The sequence below is a fragment of the Flavobacterium kingsejongi genome, from assembly GCF_003076475.1.
GTDB classification, from domain to species: Bacteria; Bacteroidota; Bacteroidia; order Flavobacteriales; family Flavobacteriaceae; genus Flavobacterium; species Flavobacterium kingsejongi.
This window is the reverse complement of sequence record NZ_CP020919.1, coordinates 2,792,179-2,814,785: the sequence shown is the minus strand read 5'-3', so window position 1 is coordinate 2,814,785 and position 22,607 is coordinate 2,792,179. Positions and strand designations below refer to the sequence as shown.

At 36.3% G+C, this 22,607-nt stretch carries 16 protein-coding genes; 12 read left to right on the top strand and 4 right to left on the bottom strand.

The annotated features are described in order from the left end of the window. The first annotated feature begins 97 nt into the window (after positions 1-97). From FK004_RS12445 to FK004_RS12430, 4 genes are read left to right on the top strand one after another with little or no spacing between them, the layout of a single operon-like run. Entirely contained in the window at positions 98-553 is a 456-nt protein-coding gene (locus FK004_RS12445; protein ID WP_108737542.1) for a hypothetical protein, read from the top strand. Then, positions 553-1,053, top strand: a complete 501-nt coding sequence (locus tag FK004_RS12440) for a hypothetical protein (RefSeq protein ID WP_108737541.1) — start codon at positions 553-555, stop codon at positions 1,051-1,053. Before FK004_RS12445 ends, FK004_RS12440 begins: the two co-directional genes overlap by 1 nt. Before the next feature lie 9 nt (positions 1,054-1,062). Continuing rightward, on the top strand, positions 1,063-2,964 hold the full coding sequence (locus tag FK004_RS12435; RefSeq protein WP_108737540.1) for a hypothetical protein: 1,902 nt from the start codon (positions 1,063-1,065) through the stop codon (positions 2,962-2,964). Beyond that, positions 2,964-4,523, top strand: coding sequence for a hypothetical protein (locus FK004_RS12430; RefSeq protein WP_108737539.1), 1,560 nt, complete (start codon positions 2,964-2,966; stop codon positions 4,521-4,523). Before FK004_RS12435 ends, FK004_RS12430 begins: the two co-directional genes overlap by 1 nt. Before the next feature lie 120 nt (positions 4,524-4,643). Here FK004_RS12430 and istB read toward each other — a convergent pair whose 3' ends face one another. Together istB and istA are read right to left on the bottom strand one after the other, a co-directional pair. Next, positions 4,644-5,381 (bottom strand): IS21-like element helper ATPase IstB, encoded by a 738-nt coding sequence (gene istB / locus FK004_RS12425; RefSeq protein ID WP_056251131.1) that lies wholly within the window; start codon positions 5,379-5,381, stop codon positions 4,644-4,646. 16 nt (positions 5,382-5,397) lie between these two features. After that, positions 5,398-6,945: an IS21 family transposase gene (gene istA / locus FK004_RS12420; RefSeq protein ID WP_108735486.1), complete on the bottom strand. Its 1,548-nt coding sequence runs from the start codon at positions 6,943-6,945 to the stop codon at positions 5,398-5,400. Positions 6,946-7,156: 211 nt separating this feature from the next. Here istA and FK004_RS12415 point away from each other — a divergent pair, with 211 nt between their 5' ends. Further along, complete coding sequence (locus FK004_RS12415) at positions 7,157-8,308, top strand: DUF2268 domain-containing putative Zn-dependent protease (RefSeq protein ID WP_157956096.1); 1,152 nt, start codon at positions 7,157-7,159, stop codon at positions 8,306-8,308. 123 nt (positions 8,309-8,431) lie between these two features. Here FK004_RS12415 and FK004_RS12410 read toward each other — a convergent pair whose 3' ends face one another. Next, positions 8,432-9,856 carry a glycosyltransferase family 2 protein gene (locus FK004_RS12410; protein ID WP_108737537.1) on the bottom strand — a complete coding sequence of 475 codons (1,425 nt, stop codon included), beginning with the start codon at positions 9,854-9,856 and terminating at the stop codon, positions 8,432-8,434. Between the two features lie 477 nt (positions 9,857-10,333). Here FK004_RS12410 and FK004_RS12405 point away from each other — a divergent pair, with 477 nt between their 5' ends. The 7 genes from FK004_RS12405 (at position 10,334) to FK004_RS12375 (ending at position 22,199) form a co-directional block, all read left to right on the top strand. Further along, the gene (locus FK004_RS12405; protein WP_108737536.1) at positions 10,334-10,906 is read left to right on the top strand and encodes an HdeD family acid-resistance protein; all 573 of its coding nucleotides are present in this window, start codon (positions 10,334-10,336) and stop codon (positions 10,904-10,906) included. 144 nt (positions 10,907-11,050) lie between these two features. Further along, a complete protein-coding gene (locus FK004_RS12400) occupies positions 11,051-11,896 on the top strand; it encodes a helix-turn-helix domain-containing protein (protein WP_108737535.1) in 846 nt (281 codons plus the stop codon). A gap of 66 nt (positions 11,897-11,962) precedes the next feature. Further along, a complete protein-coding gene (locus FK004_RS12395; protein ID WP_108737534.1) occupies positions 11,963-13,846 on the top strand; it encodes a TonB-dependent receptor domain-containing protein in 1,884 nt (627 codons plus the stop codon). A 131-nt stretch (positions 13,847-13,977) separates the two neighbouring features. After that, on the top strand, positions 13,978-15,189 hold the full coding sequence (locus FK004_RS12390) for an IS256 family transposase (RefSeq protein WP_108735429.1): 1,212 nt from the start codon (positions 13,978-13,980) through the stop codon (positions 15,187-15,189). A 74-nt stretch (positions 15,190-15,263) separates the two neighbouring features. Then, entirely contained in the window at positions 15,264-17,885 is a 2,622-nt protein-coding gene (locus FK004_RS12385; RefSeq protein ID WP_157956095.1) for a hypothetical protein, read from the top strand. Continuing rightward, positions 17,885-20,200: a hypothetical protein gene (locus tag FK004_RS12380; protein ID WP_108737532.1), complete on the top strand. Its 2,316-nt coding sequence runs from the start codon at positions 17,885-17,887 to the stop codon at positions 20,198-20,200. Before FK004_RS12385 ends, FK004_RS12380 begins: the two co-directional genes overlap by 1 nt. A gap of 4 nt (positions 20,201-20,204) precedes the next feature. Continuing rightward, a complete protein-coding gene (locus FK004_RS12375; RefSeq protein ID WP_108737531.1) occupies positions 20,205-22,199 on the top strand; it encodes a hypothetical protein in 1,995 nt (664 codons plus the stop codon). A 64-nt stretch (positions 22,200-22,263) separates the two neighbouring features. Here the strand turns inward: FK004_RS12375 and FK004_RS12370 are convergent, their stop codons facing one another. Beyond that, on the bottom strand, positions 22,264-22,503 hold the full coding sequence (locus FK004_RS12370) for a hypothetical protein (RefSeq protein WP_157956094.1): 240 nt from the start codon (positions 22,501-22,503) through the stop codon (positions 22,264-22,266). Positions 22,504-22,607 lie beyond the last annotated feature (104 nt).

The window sequence follows — 22,607 nt, the reverse complement described above, 5'->3', positions numbered from 1 at the left end:
ACGAATTGAATATTCATGAATTTTTATTCTTCCTCGAATTCGAATCAGCTAAAGCAGAATTACAGAGGATATTATTAAAGAAAAATACACCAACAACATGAGAAGTTTCTATTTAGCCATTGAATTATTAAAGAATCTATTCCGGGAAGATATCAATGTACATACGATTACCCACGGGTTGTCATCGCTTATGGACATTGATAAGAAAAACATATTCCCATTGGTTCATTTACGGGCTGTAAGCTCTCGCATTCAAGGTAGCTATATTTCAATTACATTCGAAATTGTTGTTGTAGACCTCCGGAATATATCAAAGCAATCGGTAAAGGATAAATTTTTAGGTAACGATAATGAGTTAGACAATTTGAATACCTGCTTAGCAATATTGAACCGGGGAATCGTAAAGCTGCAAAATTTGAATAACGATCATAATATCGAATTGAACGGAGAACCTCAGGCAAACCCAATCATCGGTGAATTTGCCAACCTACTTGATGGGTGGGGTACAGAATTAGAACTATTGATTCCTAACACTGAAATTAAAGTTTGCTGATGAATTTAGATAATACTAAAAAAGCTCTAAACGATTTCTGTAAATATGTCATACAGCAATCCCGTACCAACCTAACTAAGGAAAAGAAAACCGCATCCGGTGAGCTGTATAATAGTTTAGGATTTGATTTTAATGTAAGCAATAACAGTTTTCAATTAGCCTTTCTAATGGCCCCCCACGGCAAATTTCAAGACCAAGGTGTTAGCGGTACTAAAAAAAGATTTGATACACCATATTCATATAAGGATAAGATGCCACCGCCTTCTGCTTTCAATCAATGGGTAGTTCGAAGGAACATCGCTCCACGAAATGAAAAGGGGCAATTTACGAGCCGGAAATCGCTGCAGTTCGCAATAGCAAAAAGCATTTATGAAAATGGAATTAAGCCGACAAAGTTTTTCACAACTCCATTTGAGAGAGCTTACCAGAAATTACCGGACGAAATAATTGAAGGCTTCGGTTTAGATTTCGACAATTTATTGAAATACTCATTAAAATAATATAACATAATGGCTCAATATAGATACTGTAAACTGCAATTCAATGAAGATCTGATTAACGGAAGTACATTAGCTGTATTAGGTGGTTCTTCCACCTACATAGAAAATGTCGAATACAACATAATTGAAAACTGGTTTACCAACCGCACCGGACCGAACCAGGTTCCAGTTGGGACACCAACAGCAATTGCCGGTGAACGCAGTGCTATAAACTTTGTGGCCTCACTCCTATTGGACTATAGCCCAACAGCCATATATAAACAATATACTGTTACCAGGTACGGTAATATAGTAGTCATAAAAAGAGTTTTAGGAACAGGAACAGGCAGTTTCTTTTATGGCGGCCATCACATTTATAAAAGTGGATTGATACTCGCTGATGTTGGGGTTGAATATTCAAACTCCCCATTTATCACAATATCAGGAATTCTCATTCCGTACACGGCTGATCCCTGTAATTTTTCAACACTGAGTATCACCACATTTTCAACCTCACTGACGGTCACTAACCTAAGTACTAATGAGGTCACCACACATACAGGAATCGATCAACAGGTTGATATCGTTAAACAAAGGGGATATTCCTACAAGGTAGAAGCATCGGACGGTAGCAGCGTAATCATGCCCGTATTTGATAGCCTCGAGGCCAACAACGTAAATATCACATATTCCGGAACCGCTCTAAATATATCCATCACCGGAGTCATACCGGCCAGTACATGGGAGGATTACCAGTATTCGATTGATGGATTAAACTTTCAAGCATGGTACATATTCGACAATGTCGAGTACTCGAACTATACTGTTTACATTCGCGACCGTCTGGGTTGTACAAAATCATTCCAGTTCGATAGCTCTGTTAGTCTAATAATGGCACGATCACCCCATACTGTAAGGATCATACCCAACACTGTTTATGATCGTGTAGAAATGTCGGTATACATGTGGAAAGGTTCATTAGCAGATATACCTACTACCCCCAATTACACATTAGGTAAACAGGTCATCCAGTTAGGCCAAAGTATAATTTCTTTTGACATATCAAATTTGGTGAAAGAAAATATAGACAGTACCATAAATGCATATCAAAACCCTGGCTTAGAAGTTTCACAACCTGATGCATCAAAATGGGTAAGGTATGAATTAAATGCATTTGACAATCTTAATTTGGTTTATACAAGAACGCAAATAGCATTGGGTATTTATGGGTATGGATATTTTACAGAAGGGTATAACTACGTTCCGGAAAGTAATGTGCTTATAACCGGAAATAACCATATTATGAACCGAGAATCTGATTTCAGAATATACTTTGTGACCGTAGGGATTAATCAGGTTGAAGTAAATGGGCAAATACTGGCATTTGATTTCTCCGCAGAAATAAATAATGAAAACATTGCTTCATTGAATCTGAATAGTCTATCAGCAACAACCGATAGGTTAATCGTAAAATTAGTGTATCCTAGTGAAACCAGAAGCATAACCGTTGAAGTATTAGATGAGTGTTTTTATAATCCTATCAATGTGGTTTTTATAAATAAATACGGTTTTCCTCAGGCATTTCCATTCAACAAGACCTCAAAAAAAACTACTTCCACAACATCCGAAGATTACCGTGGGCTTATATCAGATCACGGGGTATATTCTATCGTCAAGCACCAGACAAAAAATTATAATTTGAATGGTAATACCCGGCTATTGCTTAATACGGGGTATGTCCGAGAAGATCAAAATGAAATAATAAAAGAACTGATCCTATCGGAATCGATTTGGATAATTGAAAATGGAATTATTTTCCCGGTAAACCTTGAAACGAATAGTGTTGAATTTAAAAGTAAAATAATTGATAAACTTATCAATTACAGTATGACATTCAAATATTCTTTTGACGAAATAAATAATGTACAATAATGATATCAGTAGCAATTTATATAAATGGTAAAAAATTAGATTTATTTGGTGACGAAACAATCGAAATAAATTCATCCGTTCAGAAAATTAACGATCTGGGAAAAGTTTTCACAGAGTATTCCCAATCGTTTACGGTACCTGGAAGTGATGTGAACAATAAAATGTTCAAACACTACTATAACGTTGATATCAACAATTCATTTAATGCAAATATGCGGCAACCCGCTTTCATAGAAATTGGCACTTATACCTTCAAAGTCGGGGTGATTCAATTAAATTCTGTATCTGTTAAAAAGGGGAAGATATCTTTTTACACTTTAATGTTTTTCGGCAATCTGAAAAACCTAAACGATTTATTTGGCGATGATGAATTAAGTGTATTGGATTTCTCACACCTTGATCATCCATACAACGAACAGACTGTTTTTAAGGCCACCCGTGAAAATAACATTTCAAACGGAAGTATTTACTATCCATTGATTTCATCAATTAGAAATTTCGAAGCTGGTACACTTAATTCAAATGACATACTTACGAACGACGGCAGTATAAATTTCACCGATTTGAAACCGGCAATTCAACTATATGAGATAATAAAAGCAACTGAAGTAAAATATGGCGTGTCATTTACACGTACATTTTTTGACAGAGCTATATTCACAAAGCTATACATGTGGCTGCATAATACCGAGGAAAAAATGAAGGTCCTGGGTAACTATGAATATATAGATATGACTGTAAATCAATCCGATGATCCAATTTTTTTTAATGCTGCAAATAACACTGTAACTTATTCTGGATTTAGTCAGGCAAACACAACATTTCTGGTTATACCATCGCCTGGATTTGAAAACACCGAATACACTTTTACTATTGAGGTTAACGGTGAAAATGTCATCACTTTATCATCCGAAGGACAATCGAGTATAGAATTTTCATCTACAGTTATACGGGCCTATACGCTTAAATTTAAAATTAAATCAGCAGCCGGTTTCCAATTCGCATCAAGGATATCAACATTTGGACTTAAATTTCCAAATCCACATGTGTACATCGTTAATGCTCTAAACCCGGAACAGACTTTAATTGGAGGTGTAAGTATAAATGATCAATTGCCTAAATTAAAAGTGACAGAGTTTTTTACATCACTAATTAGAACCCACAATCTTGTAATAATTCCCATTGATTCTACACATTTTGAAATAATGCCATTGGATGATTGGTATTCAAAAGGTAAAATCATAAATATTACTGGAAATATTGATTCGGATGTAATAGGAATCAAAAAGCCAAACGTTTATAAAGAAATATTTTTTAAATATAAAAGTTCGGGCACAATTTTAAACGAAAAATTCAGAACCAATCAGGGTGGTGAAATTGGGTATGGAGATTTAAAAGCAAAATATGATGTGGACGGTAGCGATTTTAGTATTGATCCAAACTTCGAAAACCTATTATTTGAAAGATTACGAAATAATACAAATGGAACAACTACTAATATCCAGGTAGGGAAGTCAATTGCAAATTCCGGTTATATTGATCACCCCATTCCGTTTTAAAGTGAGCACCTGATTCCAGTTCAAAATGACCACCTAATTCCGGTGCAAAGTGAGCACCTCCGTTTTGATTAAAAACTATATTTTTTCATCTGTTAATTAGTATTCAAATATAATAAAATATCACTCTTTGTTTATTCCTCTTTTCTTTCTCATGGATTCTCCATGTAATTCAAGCCTATGAGATTGGTGTATAAGTCTGTCTAATATTGCATCGGCTATCGTTTTTTCTCCAATTATATCATACCAGCCTTGAACTGGTATTTGTGATGTCACGATTATAGAGCCGTTATTATGCCTGTCCTCTATGATCTCTAAAAGAGTAATTCGGTTATGGCTGTCAAGTGCCTGGAGTCCAAAATCATCAAGTATTATAACATCCTGTCTTTGTATTTTGGTAAGTTCCCGTAGATAAGTACCATCTGCTTTAGCCATTTTTAGTCTAGCGAACAATTTTGAGGTATTAAAATAACTTACCTTAAAACCCTGTATACAGGCTTGATAACCTAATGCAGTACCTAAATAACTTTTACCGACACCGGTGCTTCCAGTGATTAAAATGTTTTCGTTTTTCTCTATAAATTCGCATTCTGCCAGACGCAGTACCATGTTTCGGTCCAGGTTACGTGATACATCAAAATTGATACTTTCAATATTTGATTTGTAATGGAATTTGGCATTAGTGATACTTCGTTCAATACGACGATTGTACCTTTCATCCCATTCTGCATCAATAATCATCGATACAAACTGGTCAAGGGTATAATGATCTGTTTTCCCGCTTTCAATGGCTGTTTTAAAAGCATTAAACATGCCATAAAGCTTCATTTGTTTCATTTTGGTTACTGTGGATTCATTCATTTTTTCAAGATTTAATTTAGTTATAATAGTGTTTTCCTCTTATGTTACTGTGATCGGGAAGTTCCTGCTCAGGTTCTTGATCAAAATCAATATGATCCAAGTTGTTTTCTAAAATGTTTTGTATGGTCTTAAAATTGTAAATTTTAAAATCAAGTGCCCGCCTGCAGGCATTTATTAATCGCTGTCTGCCTACCTTTTTTTCAAAATTCAGTATTCCTAAACAGCTTTTATAAGCCTGTTCTGGATGATTTCTGCTTTCGATTATCTGCATTATATATTCTCCTACTGACTCATCAATATTATTAGCCCATTCAATGAAGCGGGCAGCACTCCATTGGGCTACAAATTGATGTGTACTGGCTAAATGCTCAGGAGTTGTTGTATAGACATAAGGTTTGTAGTTTCTTGGATGTACAGCTATTCGATTGTATTTATAATAAATCTCTACTGTTGATTTGGTATATAACAGCTTGGCTTTCTTCTTTACATATTGATACGGAACGCTGTAATAGTTTTTGTCCTGGCTTAATTGAACATGACCGTTTTGCATTACTGTTGCAAAAGACTGGTATTTAATTTCAAAACGATCTTGTGGGAGTGGACGCAGTTTTTCTTTCTCGTCTTCTAAAAATAATTCAAAGCGGGAATAAGGGCGTCCTGTCAGTTTTCTGTTATTGTGAGAGTCAAGTAAATCCCAGATCTGCTGGTTTAATTCTTCCAGAGAAAAGAACTTAGTTTCTTTTATGGTTACATAAATCCTTCGATATAATATCTTAACAGCTCCTTCAACTAGTGACTTGTCTCTGGGCCTGTAAGCTCTGGCAGGTAAAATTGTGGTTTCGTAATGTTCTGCTAAATCAGCCAGGGTTTCATTGATTGTCGGTTCAAAACGACTGCTTTTTATTACGGCAGATTTTAAATTATCTGGAACAATGGCGGCAGGAGTGCCTTCAAAAAAGCGCATGGCATTTTCTACCGAGTCAACAAAGTTTTCCTTTTGCTGGCTCATGGAAGCTTCAGCATACGTGTATTGGCTAGCGCCCAATATTGCTACAAAAAATTGTACTTCTTTGACTTCTCCAGTATCTATATCAATAATTGAGAGTGTCTTTCCGGCATAATCAACATACATTTTATCACCAGCCTTATGGTTCATATGCATGACCGGATTAACTCGTTTGCCCCATATATTGTAATGATAATGAAATTGTGAAGTTCGATAACCATCAGGATTTACAGCAATATATTGTTCCCACATATGCTGTACGGTAACGCCAACTTTTTTTAGTTCACGTTCCATTTTAGGAAAAAAATCATAAAGTGTCTGTAATCTCGGGCTAATGGCCTCTACACTAGTCTGGGAGAATAAAAGTTCCAGCTCTGCATCGGTTTTTTGGTCGATTAATTCAAAGCTTAATTCGAGAACTTCAAATAAAGAAATATATTTCTTTACCGTATTTCTTGAAAGGGATAAGTAGCTACTTATAAATAACTTACTCTTTCCATTACAATAGAATTTAATTACTTTTCTAATTTTACTCATGTCTGTTATTTTGTTTGCCATAATCCGTAAATTTTTAACGAATGTATGGTTCTAACAACATGAAAAAATCAATAGTTTTTAATACTTAATTCACCACAAAACTTGGTGGTCAATTTGCTCCGGAATTAGGTGGTCAGTTTGCTCCGGAACGGGTGGTCAATTTACTCCGGAATTAGGTGGTCAAATTGACCGGTTTTTCCACCTTATAAGCGTCTATCAAAATAATATTGACGTGAAAATTTCGCTATTGGATGCAAAAAACAATGAAATTTCGTCAACTGATTTAGCCGACGGCAACCAAGGCTATGATAAATTAAACTTCAGTCCAGAAACAACACAGCGTTACAAAATTGTAATCAGTCCTTTTAAAAAAGGAAATGTTCCTAATGGTGAAATCAACATTTTCATAAAGAAGTACAGTACGAAAGAGCTTGAAGGCATCAAGAAAAGTTCGCTTGCCGCAAAAGAAGAAAATAACAAAGACATTATGACTTTGGACATCAAACATTTTTGGGAAGCTTTTGATCAATTAAAAGACTGCCGAAACTTCAAGGACAGCGTACAAATCATACAAACCGTTTACCTGGATCGTGCAACAGATGGCCTTAAAAATTTCCAGAAAGTCAAAGATTTTTCAGCTGAAAAATTTGTACACAAAATCCACCAATACAAAAAGTTTTACAATTCTGTCCGGAAAAACACTTATGTAGCCAATGAACTTGACATTTCGGATCATTCCTTACTGGATCGTTTTAAAAAAATATATCCCGAAGCCAAAGGATTTAAAGTATGCTTTATCATTGGTCCCGTTTCTGATGGAGCTACGATTTCGGGAAATTACCTGCTCTTGGGAACAGAATTACTCAGTGGCGATGCCAATTCTGATACAAGTGAATTTACAAACGCCAACTTCAAGGCTGATTTTTCAAAAATTAAAACTACTGACGATTTGAAACTAAAACTGGAAGAAGTTGCAGCACATGAATCAGTTCATACACAACAACAACCCAGAAATAAAGATGCTGTAATCTGTAACCTCTTGGATCTTGCTATTCGTGAAGGTGTCGCAGAATTTATCGCCCAAAAAATACTGGACAGGCCTTTCAAACCTAAAAACTATGAGATTTATGGTATTGCCCATGAAAAAGAATTGTGGATTGAATTCAAAAGTGAACTCTGTAATGCCAGTTTGAAGAATTGGATTGCCAACAATGGAACCAGCACAGACAGGCCAGCGGATCTCGGGTATTTAATTGGCTATAAAATTGCAGCATCCTATTATGATATGATGCCGGATAAAAAACAGGCTATTAAAGAAATGATAACAATGGATAATCCTTTGCTTTTTTTGGACAAAAGCAGGTACGACATTAAATTTAGATAACAAGCTAAAACTGACTATTTAAAATTGTAATTGACGGATCAATTTCCATAAAATTAAAAACCGGGATACAATAGCGAATGGTACTATTATATCCCGGTTTTTATCAATTAAAATTTATATCATTTATTTTACTTCGGACAAACCACGTGTTAACCATCCTCTTCTGTTGGCAGTAGCAATGGCATACGGAGTAATCCAAAAGAGGCCAAAGGTGTATAAAATACTGTAGGAATAAGCCCAGAACGATTCCGATACGCTATAACGTTTAGCATAAAATAAAACCGGGAAACTGGATAGTATTAGTATACTGAAAAGCGTAGAGCTTAAAAATAATAACGGATGTACTATTACCATAAAGAGCATGAACAGCGTAAACGGATAGGTCATTACGATTTTTAATGCCTGGTTTAAAAATAAAAGGCGTGAACCTACTTTAGAACCAGTCCTAAAATTCTTGAATACGAATTTTGACATCATGATGCTTTCACGTACATTACTCCTGTCCCATCGGATAAACATCTTATATAATCCACTGTAGCTTTCAGGCACATTGGTAAAGGCATATGCGTTTCTTTGGAACAATACCTCATACCCCTGTTTCAAAATCATATTCGTCATGGCACGGTCTTCACCAATATCGGAAGGCTGTCCCATAAACGTCTGGTTGATCCAATCCGGGAGACAGGCAAATACTGCAGTACTGCGGTATGCGGCCAAAGCACCCGGTGTACACATTACAGAACCCAAACTGCTTTCTGCAGATCGCATGAATTCAAAACTCATTACAAAACTTACATTCAGCATTTTTGGCAATAATGCCTTATCATTATTTAGAACCTGTATATTTCCTGCTACAGCACCACATTTTTCATTAGTAACCATTGGGCTAACTAAATTTCGCAGTGTATCTTTCTTTACAATTGAATCACTATCTACCGTTACAAAAATTTCTCCGGTACCGAGGTTAAAACCACGGTAAAGTGCATGGCGTTTCCCTTTATTTTGTGGTTGCTGGTAAATCGACAAACGATCTCCTAATTTCTGTTTTGCTTTTTGCATCCAGTACCACGTATCATCTTTACTTCCATCATCAATAGCAAGCAATTGTAATTTTTCTTCTGGATAATGACTCTCTGCCAAACTTAGCAACGTCTCCCATACCTGTTTTCCTTCATTGTATGCCGGAACGATTACCGTACAGGTAGGCAATAAAGCATCAGAAACGGATTTGATAGGTTTGTATTTAAAATACAGGACTACATTATACAGGAAAAAACCAACTTTGAATAAGAGCAATGAAGCGGCAACAACAAGGAAAGAAAGCCCCCATACCGAATTGACGCGGTCAAGATTAAACTGCGTAAATTCAGGCTGCAAATCGTAAAATAAGAACGCAGCTCCAATCATAAGCGCAAAACTGCCCATGAGTACTATAAAGCCTAAAGGATTTCCATTCGGTTTTGTGAAGTTTCCAAAAACCGTACTGATAAACGTTTGCTCATCGGAAGTGTATAATTGTTTGGTCGTAGTAATGTTTTCGCTTTTCATCTGTAATTCTTTTTTGTTCTCTGTGTATCAAAATCCCCAAAGGGGAACGTCTCACAATTTGCAAGTGCCATGCCAGTAACACTTTCTGCTAAAAACCAATGGTTTAGCAAAAAAATAAAAGAGAAAAGTGTGGATATTTTCTACAGTTAAGGCACATTTCCCCAGTTTACAGCCATAATTTCTGATCCAAAATGACTAATGCTTTAATGAAACCAGAAGGCACAAAGGTGTGTTGTGAGTGCTTTAATGCTAAACCAGAAAAAATAAATGCAAGCGCCCATTGAACAGGCTTTTATTCTGCTCTCCTTTTATAAAGCAATAGTAACCAGGAACAGGACAGATAAAATCCTCCTATTCAGAATGGAATTAAATTGTTACACTGATATATCCCACGATTGCGGTAGTACAATTCAAAATTTATAGTTAAATTTATAGTAATAACCCATTCTCTAACACTAACTTAAATCTGAATTAATCATGGAAAATGTAAACTTTCAATCATTAAGAGCTGCTGGAAAACACTGGTATTTACCTCTTATATCGGGTATTGTATTTATAGGGATCGGAATATTGGTATTCAATACACCATTAACCTCCTATCTCACTTTAGCTGCTATTTTTGCCATAACGTTTCTTTTTACCGGAATACTCGAGATACTCTATGCTATAGGAAACCGTAAGGGATCTGATCATTGGGGCTGGTCACTGGCAGGCGGAATTGTCGATTTTTTACTGGGAATTTTATTGGTCTCCCGTCCGGATATCACAATTATTGTGTTGCCGTTTTATATCGGTTTTGGTATTTTATTCCGGTCTATTATGGCGATTGGATGGTCGCTTGAACTACGAAGACAGCAAATAAGTGATTGGGGGAATTTGCTTGGCGTTGGGATCATAGGAGCTATTGCGGCATTTATATTACTGTGGAATCCACTACTCGCAGGAATGACTATCGTTTTTTATACTGCATTGGCTTTTGTTGTTATTGGAATTTTTCAGGTGTACCTGTCTTTTAAACTTAAAAAAATCAACAACCGTGCTTTGGCCTAATTCGGTTCAGTTTTAACAATATTCCGACTTTAGCCTACTGTAAATCCCGAAATATTGGCCTATTTTTGATACCATTACAATTCCTCCCGATAGCAACCTGTAAGGACAGAAGATTATCAGGAGGAATTTTAATGCTACTCTGTTATGACTACCAAAATCGTTAAGATAAACCATCCGGAACTGAAGGATTTTATTCAGTATTTCATTTTTTTCAAATCGGAAAAAGATGAAGTAATTAATTATACTACATTTCCAAATACCAACCTCTGTCTGGCTATCTATAAAAAAAACAATGTAGTATTGCATCGTAAAGGCAGTATCAACCAATGCACGACGCTACAGGGAACACAAACCTACCTGAGTTATCTTGTGGGATTTCATAAAACTGCTTTTCAGATGAGCGTACAGGCTCCAATAGACGAAATTTGCGTGCTCTTCCATCCTTCCGCACTACGACTATTTACCAATGTACCGTATGCAGAAATGCAGGATAGCAATGAAGTTTTCCAAATGATTTTCCCCAATAGTGACCGTTGCTTTCTGGAAGCACTTTTTGAAGAGCAAGACGATCAAAAAAGAGCCTCGAACCTGGAATTCCTCTTCCTTAAAAGCCTCAAAAAAGACTTGCATTCCGATAAGATAAAAGAAGCATTAGATGTAATCAATTCCAAAAAAGACAATAAACTGGATGTCGCAACTATAGCTAAAGCACTTGCTGTAAACGAGTCCACACTTTATCGCTTATTTACCAGCCAGCTCGGGCAGAATCCCAAAAGTTTTTTGAAAACAATCCGGTTTCGAAATGTCTTGGAAGAATTACTCACCTACCAAAAGGTAAAGCTTACTGGTATTGCCCATCAAAGCAACTATGCGGATCAGTCCCATTTTATTAAGGACTTTAAAGACAGTACGGGCCAGACACCTACCCAGGTAAAAAATAAAACGAAAATCCAACAGGAGGAATTGGCCTGGATTTATACTGAAAAGTAATTTTGCACGATTTTTACAATTTTAGCGGTTTTATTCCACGTTGCTTTGCTGTAAAATCAAACAACGATGCGAAACAAACTTCTTTTCTGCCTATCCTTATTCTTTACAACGAGCATTCTTTCGGCACAGCAGTATACCGTAAGTGGTACAATAACGAATCAAAATAACCGTCCTCTGGAATTTGTCAATGCTATCCTTCTGAAAAATGACACTATTGCAATACAAAAAACCACAGCCGATAGCTTGGGTGTATTTTCCATGATAGCCGAACAGGGCGATTATACACTTCGTTTAGAACAGTTTGGTACACTAGTCCTGAAAAGAGAAATTTCACTCTTTCAAACGACAAACCTGGGCAATATTACGGTGGAAGAATCCATACTATTAGAAGGTGTTACCATCAACGCACAAAAAAAGTTAGTGGAACAAAAAATGGACCGCCTTGTGTATAATGTGGAAAACTCCATTGCTTCACAAGCGATGAACGGATTGGATGCTATTCGTAATACGCCTTTGGTCCGGGTACAGGATGACAATATTTCCATTGTTGGGAAAGGCGGGGTTTCCGTAATGATCAATGACCGTATCGTGAACCTTTCCGGTAATGAATTGACCAATTATTTGCAATCATTGCGTTCCGATGATATTGCCCGGATAGAAGTCATCACCACGCCTCCATCAAAATATGATGCACAGGGCAATAGCGGCATCATCAATATCATATTGAAACGCAATCCAAATATGGGCTGGAGTGGAAATGTGAGCGGTACCTATCAGCGAAATTCCTATAATGGATACCGAACGGGGGCAACACTAAATTATCAATCGGAAAAATGGAGTTCCTCACTCAAAATCCGAAAGTATGACTTAGCCTATCAGCTTGATGGAACCCGTAATTTAATAGGCGGACAAAATAGCATTTATACCACTGAGACCCGGAAAGACCAGGCCTCGGCATTTGGGCTGAATTACAGTTTGGATTATAAAATTAACGATCACTCTAATGCCGGCTTTATCTACGATTTCAGTCAGGGTAACTATGACATCAATGCCGAAGGCAGTAGCCGGTATGAACAGCAGACCCAAGTCGATTCGACACTCAATACGCGGGCTGTACAACATTGGAAAACACCCACGCACACATTTAATGCTTATTATGATGTGAAATTGGACACCTTAGGCAAAAAAATAAACTTTACCGGCAATTACCTCAGTAATGCTCCCGATAAAAATAATGATTTCAATACTGATAATACCACGACCAATAATCAGGCTATAGTACGCAACAACAGTAACATGCAGTACAGCATCTATTCAGGACAGGCCGACCTTACTATACCCTATAAGTTCTTGACCCTTGAAACAGGTGCTAAATATACTTTTTTGGATAATACCTCCAACGTAGGTTATTACAACTACACTGGTTCCAATTATATTTTAGATCCTCAAAACAGTAATATGTTTGAATATAAGGAACACAACTATGCCGGTTACATCAGCCTGCAAAAGGAGTTCAATGAAGAATGGTCTGCCAAAGCCGGGCTGCGGTATGAATATACAGCGCTACAGGGACAAGCTCCTGGCGATGAAAACAGCAATCTAAAAAAAGAGTATGGAAAACTGTTTCCTACAGCCTACGTAAGTTACAAACCCGATGAGGATCACGTTTTTTCCCTTAATTATTCCAGGAGGATCAACCGTCCGGATTTCCAATCCCTCAATCCTTTCCGCTGGTATACCAATCCGTACATGTATTATAGCGGAACGCCTACATTACAGCCTTCTTACAATAACAATGTCGAACTATCCTACTCCTATAAAGGCAAGCTCACCTTTGGACTTTATAATCAGAACAGCCGCAATACTACCTCAAGTATTGCACGGTTAGAAGATGGCATATACAGTAATGTGATTGAAAATGCTTATAATCAAAACCGTACCGGGGAGTAGTCGTTAGATTGTGTAAACGTAGAAATTGATTTTAATTTGATTTGAGATTTTAAGGCTTAGCCAAAAAACAACAGATCATTAAGTATAGAATTTAAAAGAACTACATTTAAATAATTTAAAAAGAGCGGATTATGATCGAAGATGGTAAATTACCCAAAGATTTTGCAAAGCAATTTAAAAACAAAGAAGACTTCCATACTTTTTTTCAAGACCTGTATAAACAAGGCATTGAACAGCTACTCCAGGGAGAATTGGATGCTCATCTGGGATATGAGAAGCATAATATTGACGGATACAATACAGGCAATAGCCGTAATGGTTCTTTCTCAAAGAATATAAAATCAGAGACTTTGGGCAATATGGTCCTGGCTATTCCCCGGGATAGAAATGGTGAATTCGAGCCTCAGGTCATCGGAAAAGGCCAATCGATGAGTGAAAAGATTGAAGATGCTATTTTAGGAATGTACAGTCGTGGAATGACCCGTAGTGATATTGTAGAACAAGTTAAAGAAGTTTATGGGATATCAGTAAGTGAGTCCACGATTTCGACCATCTCTGATAGAATACTGGCTGATGTTGATTTATGGACTAAAAGGGCTTTAGAACCACAGTATCTGATTGTTTGGATGGATGCTGTGCATATGAAAGTAAGAACAGATGGGAAATATGAAAACCATGCAATTTACATTGTAATCGGACTAAAAACAGATGGTAAGAAAGAAGTATTAGGAATGTGGCTAAATAAAGAAGAGTCGGCTTCATTTTGGATGACTGTACTCTCTGACATAAAATCTCGTGGAGTAAAGGATATTCTCATTGCCTGTACAGATAACCTTACCGGATTTACAAAAGCTATCAGAGGTGTTTTTCCAAATACAGAATCCCAGCTTTGCATTGTTCATCAAATAAGGAATAGCCTTAAGTTTGTAGTAGTTAAGGATAGAAAAGCATTTTGCAGTGCAATGAAAGAAGTATATACTGCAATAAATCAGGAAGAAGCCGTTTTAGCTCTGGCTGAATTTAAAAAAAACTGGGAAGCAAAATATAAATATGCCGTTTGCTCCTGGGAAAAGAATTGGGAAAATCTCATGCCTTTTTTGGCCTATCCTGCTGAAATCAGGAAAATAATGTACACCACAAATACAATAGAAAACTTAAACAGGGGAATTAGAAAATATACCAAAACAAAAGTGCAGTTCCCAGATGAAAAAAGCGTCAAGAAATCAGTCTATTTAGCAATACAAAATTGTGAAAAAAGCTGGATAAATGCAATACCAAGCTGGGGATTAATCATGAATCAGTTCTTGGTCATATTTGGAGAAAGGTGTAATATTAAACACTAAGAACTGTTTACACAAAATTTCGACCAGTCTCTACTTCAACTAATGCAGTTGCCCAAGCTCAAAACACTATGGCCGTGGAAACTGTTACTGTAGCACAAGGTGCAAATACTGTAGCAACCAATATCGCCAGCGCGGCTTGGTTACGTTTTACAGCTATTCTTAAAGCAAATACGTTGGGGCTTATAATTGCAGCTATAGTTGCGGCAATCTACTACTTCAACAAATTTAATGAATCTATCGAAGAACAGAACCGGAAACTTAAAGCCCATCAAGAAGCTGTGAAGCGAGACACGGCTGAGTTTTTGAAAAACCGAGATATTAATGATAAAAACATTATTTCAATCGGGAAATTATCAGACCGATATGAGGAATTGATAAAAAAAACCAACCGAAATACCGCTGAGCAAAAAGAGCTAAATGCCATCTTGGATATACTCAGTAAAACGGTACCGGGTTCAACTACTAAGATGGACCAATATGGCAAAGCTCTCGAGATTAATACTGCAAAAACAAAAGTGTATATCGAATCAAAACGCAAGCTATACGAAATTGAGACTAAGGAAAAGATCAAAGAAAACATTGCAAATCTTAAGGAGTATGAGAAAACAACACGGATATTAAATGTAACTGAAGAAGATGCGAATGGTTTAAAATTAGAAGGTATCGGTGTTATCACCCGAAGAAATGATGTACTGAAGGTGCAGAATACCGTCTTCCGACTATGGCGCGATCTAACTAATGATGAACTCAAAATATATCTCAAAGCCAGAATAGCCAATGAAGAAAACCTTGCTTTAACAAATAAAAACATTGAGACTCTTCAAAGGAGGCTTTCAGTTCAGAAGCAACTGAATGACGGTGCCGGTGGAAAAGTTGATCCGGATGCCGAAAGAACAATAGAAGTTATAGATGGGTTAATCAAAGAGCAAGAGGATAAAATCAAAGAACTATCTGCTAAATCCGGAAATAGAGGTCAGGAAATCAAAGCAGAAATAGCAAAATTAAAAGCAGAAAGAGATTTGATATATAGCGACAAAAAAGCTGGGGCTGTTGATAAAAAGGAAACAAACGATCGTATAAAACGAATGAAAGAATTGCGCGATGCTCTTTATCAGCTTACTCAATTCAGATATCAAAATGAAATCGATGCAAATCAGAAAATAATTGATAGTGATAAGAAAAATCTTGATGAAAGATTAGAGGCTCAATTTAACAATGAGCAACTGCGTCAATCTAAAAGCAAAGAAACTTTAGAATTCGAATTGCTAAATTATCAGCTGGACAAAAGAGATCTTCAAAAACTTAGTAAAGCAAAACAGGACGCATTCATAGAAGATGCTAAGGTCAAAGTAAGAGCACTTGTTGATGGGAAAGTTGCAACAGAAAAAATGACATCTGATGAGAAGCTAATTCTTGAAAAATATTATGCTGATAAAAAAATACTTCAAGAAAAAGACTTATTAGATAGACAGGCAATCAATGATAAAGAGGTTGAATTAGTCCAAAAGAAAATAGAACGACTAAAAATATTGGAGGATACTAAAATTCAGAAAGCATTATTAGTTGAAAACGATATTTACCAACAAGCTCTAAATTTAGCAGGTAAAAATGCGGAGTTAATAGAACAGGCAGCTGAAGAGCATGAGCAAAGAATGCTTGCTATTAAAAAGCGTGGTGCCATGCTCGCTTTAAAATTGCAGATTGATAATTTGCAAAATGAATTACTTACTAATGACAAAAAAGTAGAGGCTGACAGGATATCTGCTCAACTGAGAGAAAAGTTAGAGAATGATCTTGTAGTTGCAAAAACAGCATTTAATGAATTAGGTAATGAAAAATATATTGTAGGAGTTGAGGATAAGATTGAATCCGAAAGAGCATTTCGAGATATTATTATTGAAATGTCACAAGATTTAACCAATTCATTGGGTGATTTTGCTAATGCTTTATTCGAAAAAAAGATTTCAAATATTGATGATGAAATTGCAAAAAGTGATGAATATTATAAAAAACTCCTTGAAGCAGCCAAAGGTGATGATTCTCAAACAAAAGTCATTGAAAAAGAGCAAGAAAAAAGACGTGAAGAATTAGAGAAGAAAAAAAGAAAGGAACAGGTCAAACAGGCAATATTTGATAAAGCACTAAAAATTGTAAATATCGGTACAGCTACGGCATTAGGTATAATGCAGGCTTATGCGCAATTAGGTCCTATAGCTGGAAGTGCAGCCGCAATCTTGGTAGGAGCCATTGGCGCGGTAAATACTGCAGCTGTTTTAGCAACTCCTATTCCTAAGTATAAAGATGGTCGAAAAAATGGACCGAAGGAGAAAGCTATTGTTGGAGATGGTGGTATACCCGAGGTTGTTGAGCGTAAATCTGGGGAAGTTTTTATTACTCCTGCTACTGATACTCTGATTCAACTATACGCCGGTGATAAGGTCCACAAATCTATGGAAGATTATCAAAAACAATTACAATATGGTGCTATGATGGCTAATATTAATAATCAGGGACGTATGTTGACAGATTTTCAAGCATCTCAGTATTTTGATCCTGGTTTCAATGAAGAAATTTTAAAAGAGATGAGGGAGAATACTAAAGCTATCAAAAATCAAAAACAAAACGTAATTGTTAATATGCCAAAAATTGATATTCCTCACGAGATATGGAAATCTAAAAATAAAAACTGGAGCTAATGCCAAACTTTCAATTATCATATAACGATAGAGTACGATATACTCTTAGATCTAAAAATACAGGCTCCCTTATTATAACAGAACCTGTGGGTTGGAATACCGACGAGAAAGAACTTTCCAGACACGAACAATATCATGGTGTAATTGCTAAGTTTTCAAACTCACTTAAATTTGTAGATAGTGCAGCTGACTTTATTCAACTTGAATATGATCTTTATGGTATAAACTCTGAAATTGAATTAATAAGAGATGAGAAGCATCCGCAAACTGATATATGGACTTTGACATATCGAGGATATCTGGACCTTTCTACCTGGCAGCGTGAAGGAAATCAAGTATCTGTAAAATTCAACTCCGGTGGCATTGAACCGCTCCTTAAGTCAAGAGAAACTGAAAAGATTGAGATTGACCGATTAGATACTATGGATGGTAAACCAATCCTGCCATTAGAAACAAAAACCGTTGAGCTTATTGGCCGAAGCATATTTCTGAAAAGTACTTTTGAAGTAATGACACCTGATGATTATGCTTCTACAAGGGTACAAAGTAATGCGGGGAATGTAAGGGCTGAAAGTGTTGGTGTTCCTCTTTCTTTAGTTAATAAATCACATGATAATGTTGAGGCTACATACGTTGAAGTTAATGGTACCTATGATAATGGAAATATAGGTATGATGTTCTTTCTTAACTCTAACAGATCAAGAACTGTAAAAATTGATGTTCAAGAAATGAAATTTAGATTTGGTTTCAAAGAAAACAGCATTGACCTGGCAGATGACGCAGAAGTCACATCTTATGGAATGTATATAGGTGTTTATTCAAATGGAGGAACATTAGATTTTAAAAACAGGATCCCTCTTTTATATTTTGATGTGGGACCGCGACATGGCCATAAAAGTTTAGCATCATTTTACACACGGAACAATCAAATGTTATCGGTACCGGATTGGTCAGGTACAATTGACCTTGCTCCTGGTGATAGCATTTCTTTAGAATTGATGAATAGAACTGATTTTGCTAATAATGGTGGATCTAATGCGGCTATGGAAACAATAGCAACTGAGATATCTGGGAAACTATCCCTGGAAGAAGATAGCCGTTTTGATAAAACATCTACTAAGGCATTATTAGCACATGAAATGTGTGAGCGGCTTATTGCAATAAGTACAAATCAAAGCAGTGCTCTTTTCTCTGATTTATTGGGAAGAACCGATATAGGATATTCAAAGGACGGGAAAGCATCATTGACTGGTATGGCTCATGGTTTTTGGGTCAGAGGATTTGACAAATTGCCAATACCAACTATTGGCCCTCCTAAAGTTGAAAACCTTTTTAAGCCTCTTACGACTTCATTCAAAGATTTCATTACATCATTAGATGCTGTGTGGAATGTGGGAATTGGCATTGAAACCGTAGGATATAAGGAAAGAATCCGACTTGAAGAACTAAGCTATTTCTATAATAATAATGTGACTATTAGGCTGCCTTATCAAGTAAATAATGTCAAGCGAACGGTTGCCACAGATAAGTATTATTCTGCTTTAGAAATTGGATATGAGCAAGGCGGGGATTATGAAGAAGCTATGGGACTTGATGAGTATAACGCTAAATCAAATTTTACAACTATCATCAATAGGATAAAATCTACTTATTCCAAATTGTCCAAATATCGTGCAGATGCTTATGGGATGGAATTTGCCAGGAGAAAACAAAAAGATTTGAATAATACGGAAGATACTCCTTACGATGATAATATATTCCTGATGGACCTTAAAAGAAAGAACGGAAACATATATAGCCAAAGAACATGGCAGGATGATTTTGTTAGTGCTCCAACGGGCGTGTTTTCACCGGAAACAGCAACTAATCTTCGGTTTTCTCCATTTAATATTTTATTACGGCATAGTTGGTGGTACGCGGGTGGCTTCAAAACATACATTACTGATTATGTCCGTTATGGCAGCTCCACTGCGAATAGTAATTTAAAAACCAAACTTAGAAGTGATTCTGGTTATAATTTGATGCCAACGTCTACTCCTGGGAATGGTAATGAATATGCTGAAAATGGAAATATTATAAATTCCGAACTGCAAAGAGCTCGTTTCTTTCCGGAGGAAATAGAATTCGAACATATTTGTGATTTTGGAATAATGCAAATGGTTGAAGGTACGACTACAATCTTGGGAAGAGAAATTCCAAACTTTTATGGGTTGGTTGAATTTATGAATGAAAAAAACGAGTTAGAAAAAGGATATCTGTTCAACCTAAAGCCTAACGGTAAAGGGATTTGGACAGTTTTAAAAGCAAATAGATAGTGATATGGCAAATTCAGTTATAAAAATAAAATTCGTAAACGATATTTACACAGGGGCCTTTGTGAAATTTGCTTTAAAGAATCTCACAAATCCTGGTGAACTTAGTATATATTTAGAGGAAACATGGGTAGGACTACGTGCCGGATTTGGTGAAGTTTCCTCGGGGATACCGACGTACATAGGTGGTGAAAGAAGTGCCATCAACTATTTTGCTGCTATAAGTCTTGATTTTAATTCTACCAATTTCTATACGATAAGCAGGGAACTGAATATAGTTTCGATCACGGTAAATAGTCCTGATTTTGGATTTCATTTACCCCAAAGCAATGGTACTGTTACATTCGAAATAGTCAATAATACTTCAGATCCTTTTTCTGTTACATCTGTCAATTTTTTACCTGCGGATACAAACCAGTGTAACCGAATTAAAATGAGTATTCAAACCAGCTCATTAGCTATTCAAATGTTATCTCCAGTTGAGGTATTATCGAATAATTCAAACCCGCTTATAATAGAGGTATTCAGATCTCAAATCGGAGATATCATATTAAAGAATGCGGGCGGAACACAGATAACAAGATCATTTCAATCACCTGACACATTAAATGCTTCAAATTTTAGCCTAACAATAAATACAAGCCCGAACGGGGGAACAGTTGTAATTAACTCAATAAATGTCGCAGGGCTTACCCTTGAATATTCATTGGATAATGCTACCTGGCAACCAAGTAACATATATGCCGGGCTGATAGCAGATTCCTATACTTTGCATGTACGGGATAATTATGGGTGTTCAATTACTCTGCCTTTCATTGTTGATGAATTTGGGGTCCAAAATCCATATTTTTACATTTCAAAATCCAATTCCATAAGATTTGCTAATAGGATAACCTTCGGTGATAGCGCAAATTATAAGAATGATGAAAACACTTTAAGTTGCGAGGTTGATGTCCTGGTACCTTACAAAGAAGTCCAGCAATTTCAATCGGCTGATATCATCACAACACAGTTCAAGTCAAATTATAACTCAAATATTGCAACTGTAATTAAAGGAGATTTGACAGAAGTCAACGTGCCAGTAGTTAAGATGACCAACAATATTGGAATTACAGACAGACGAGATGCCCGAAGATATAACTTAGGTGGTGGCCGGACTGGAATATATTTTGTCTCAGGTAATATCTATGATTATAATTCAGGGGCCATTATTGGTTCACATGCCTTGAATGGTAACCTTCCTGAATGGGCTATTTCTGGAAATTATGTCAATATGAATAATGGATGGTTCCTGATAGAAGAGATTATTTATGATGAAAGCAAAAATGCCGAAGTGTTAGTAATTACATATCCATCAACTTTATTGGAGCTGATTCGCGTAGGATCAATATTCAACCGGTTCAACTATGAGGTGTATGAATTTGAAATTGATATGTTCAATTATATTGACCAGCGAATCCAAGTGAAATTAGTAAACTCAAGCGCATCATTTCCAGTGATAACTCATTTGAGTGAACAGTTATGGATAAAGGTTAAGCATGATGATGTAATGGAAATACAGTATTGGAATACGACCAATACAGATATAATGTATAGTACCGGAATCCAGCATCGAATTAGATTGCCATTTACAAAGGTTTCTGGCCGTACTGATCAGGAAAGTGAAGTTCATAAAACTGATACCAATGCTATCCTTTTGAATGCTGATTTATACGAAGTAGACGATTTCCTCTTTGAACCACTCACAAAAGAACTGTGGCGTAAAGCCTGCTTGGCACTTTCCCATGAAAAGGTTCTCATAAATGATGTTGGATATGTAAAAAATGCAAGTTTAAATACTGAAGGTCCGCTGGAAGATTCAAATCTATATGTGCTTACTGCAACAATGATCAAAACCGGTGGTGTGTATAATAGTCAAAATAGCGGCAGCCTTGATTATGATGGAAGTGCAATTGAGGTACCGGGATTAATCGAAACTGATTCTGGCTATATGAGATACTAAGTAAAAACCCTCCTGTCTGCAACCAGGAGGGTTTTAAGTACCACCGATAAAAATGGAGTACGCTTTATTTTTGAATATTTTTAAATTCTTCGCCATTAATATTGACACTTCTATTATCATGGTAATGATGGTGATGATGATGAACAATATTATTGGATCGATCAATATATCTTCTTGGTGTCTGTCCGTTCTTAGTTCGATTAAAAAAAATACTGCCAAATAGCTTTCCCACCATCCAGCCACCGCCAACAAAAACAACAAATAAAAAAAGTATTGCCATACCACAAAGATAATTATTCTGCATAAATAATTGCTGGTTAATCTATTCGAAATAAAAAAATTAATTTCCTTACGGTTTCCCACAAAACGATTAAATAAATTTAATTTATGTTAGCGGGTTCATTCAAA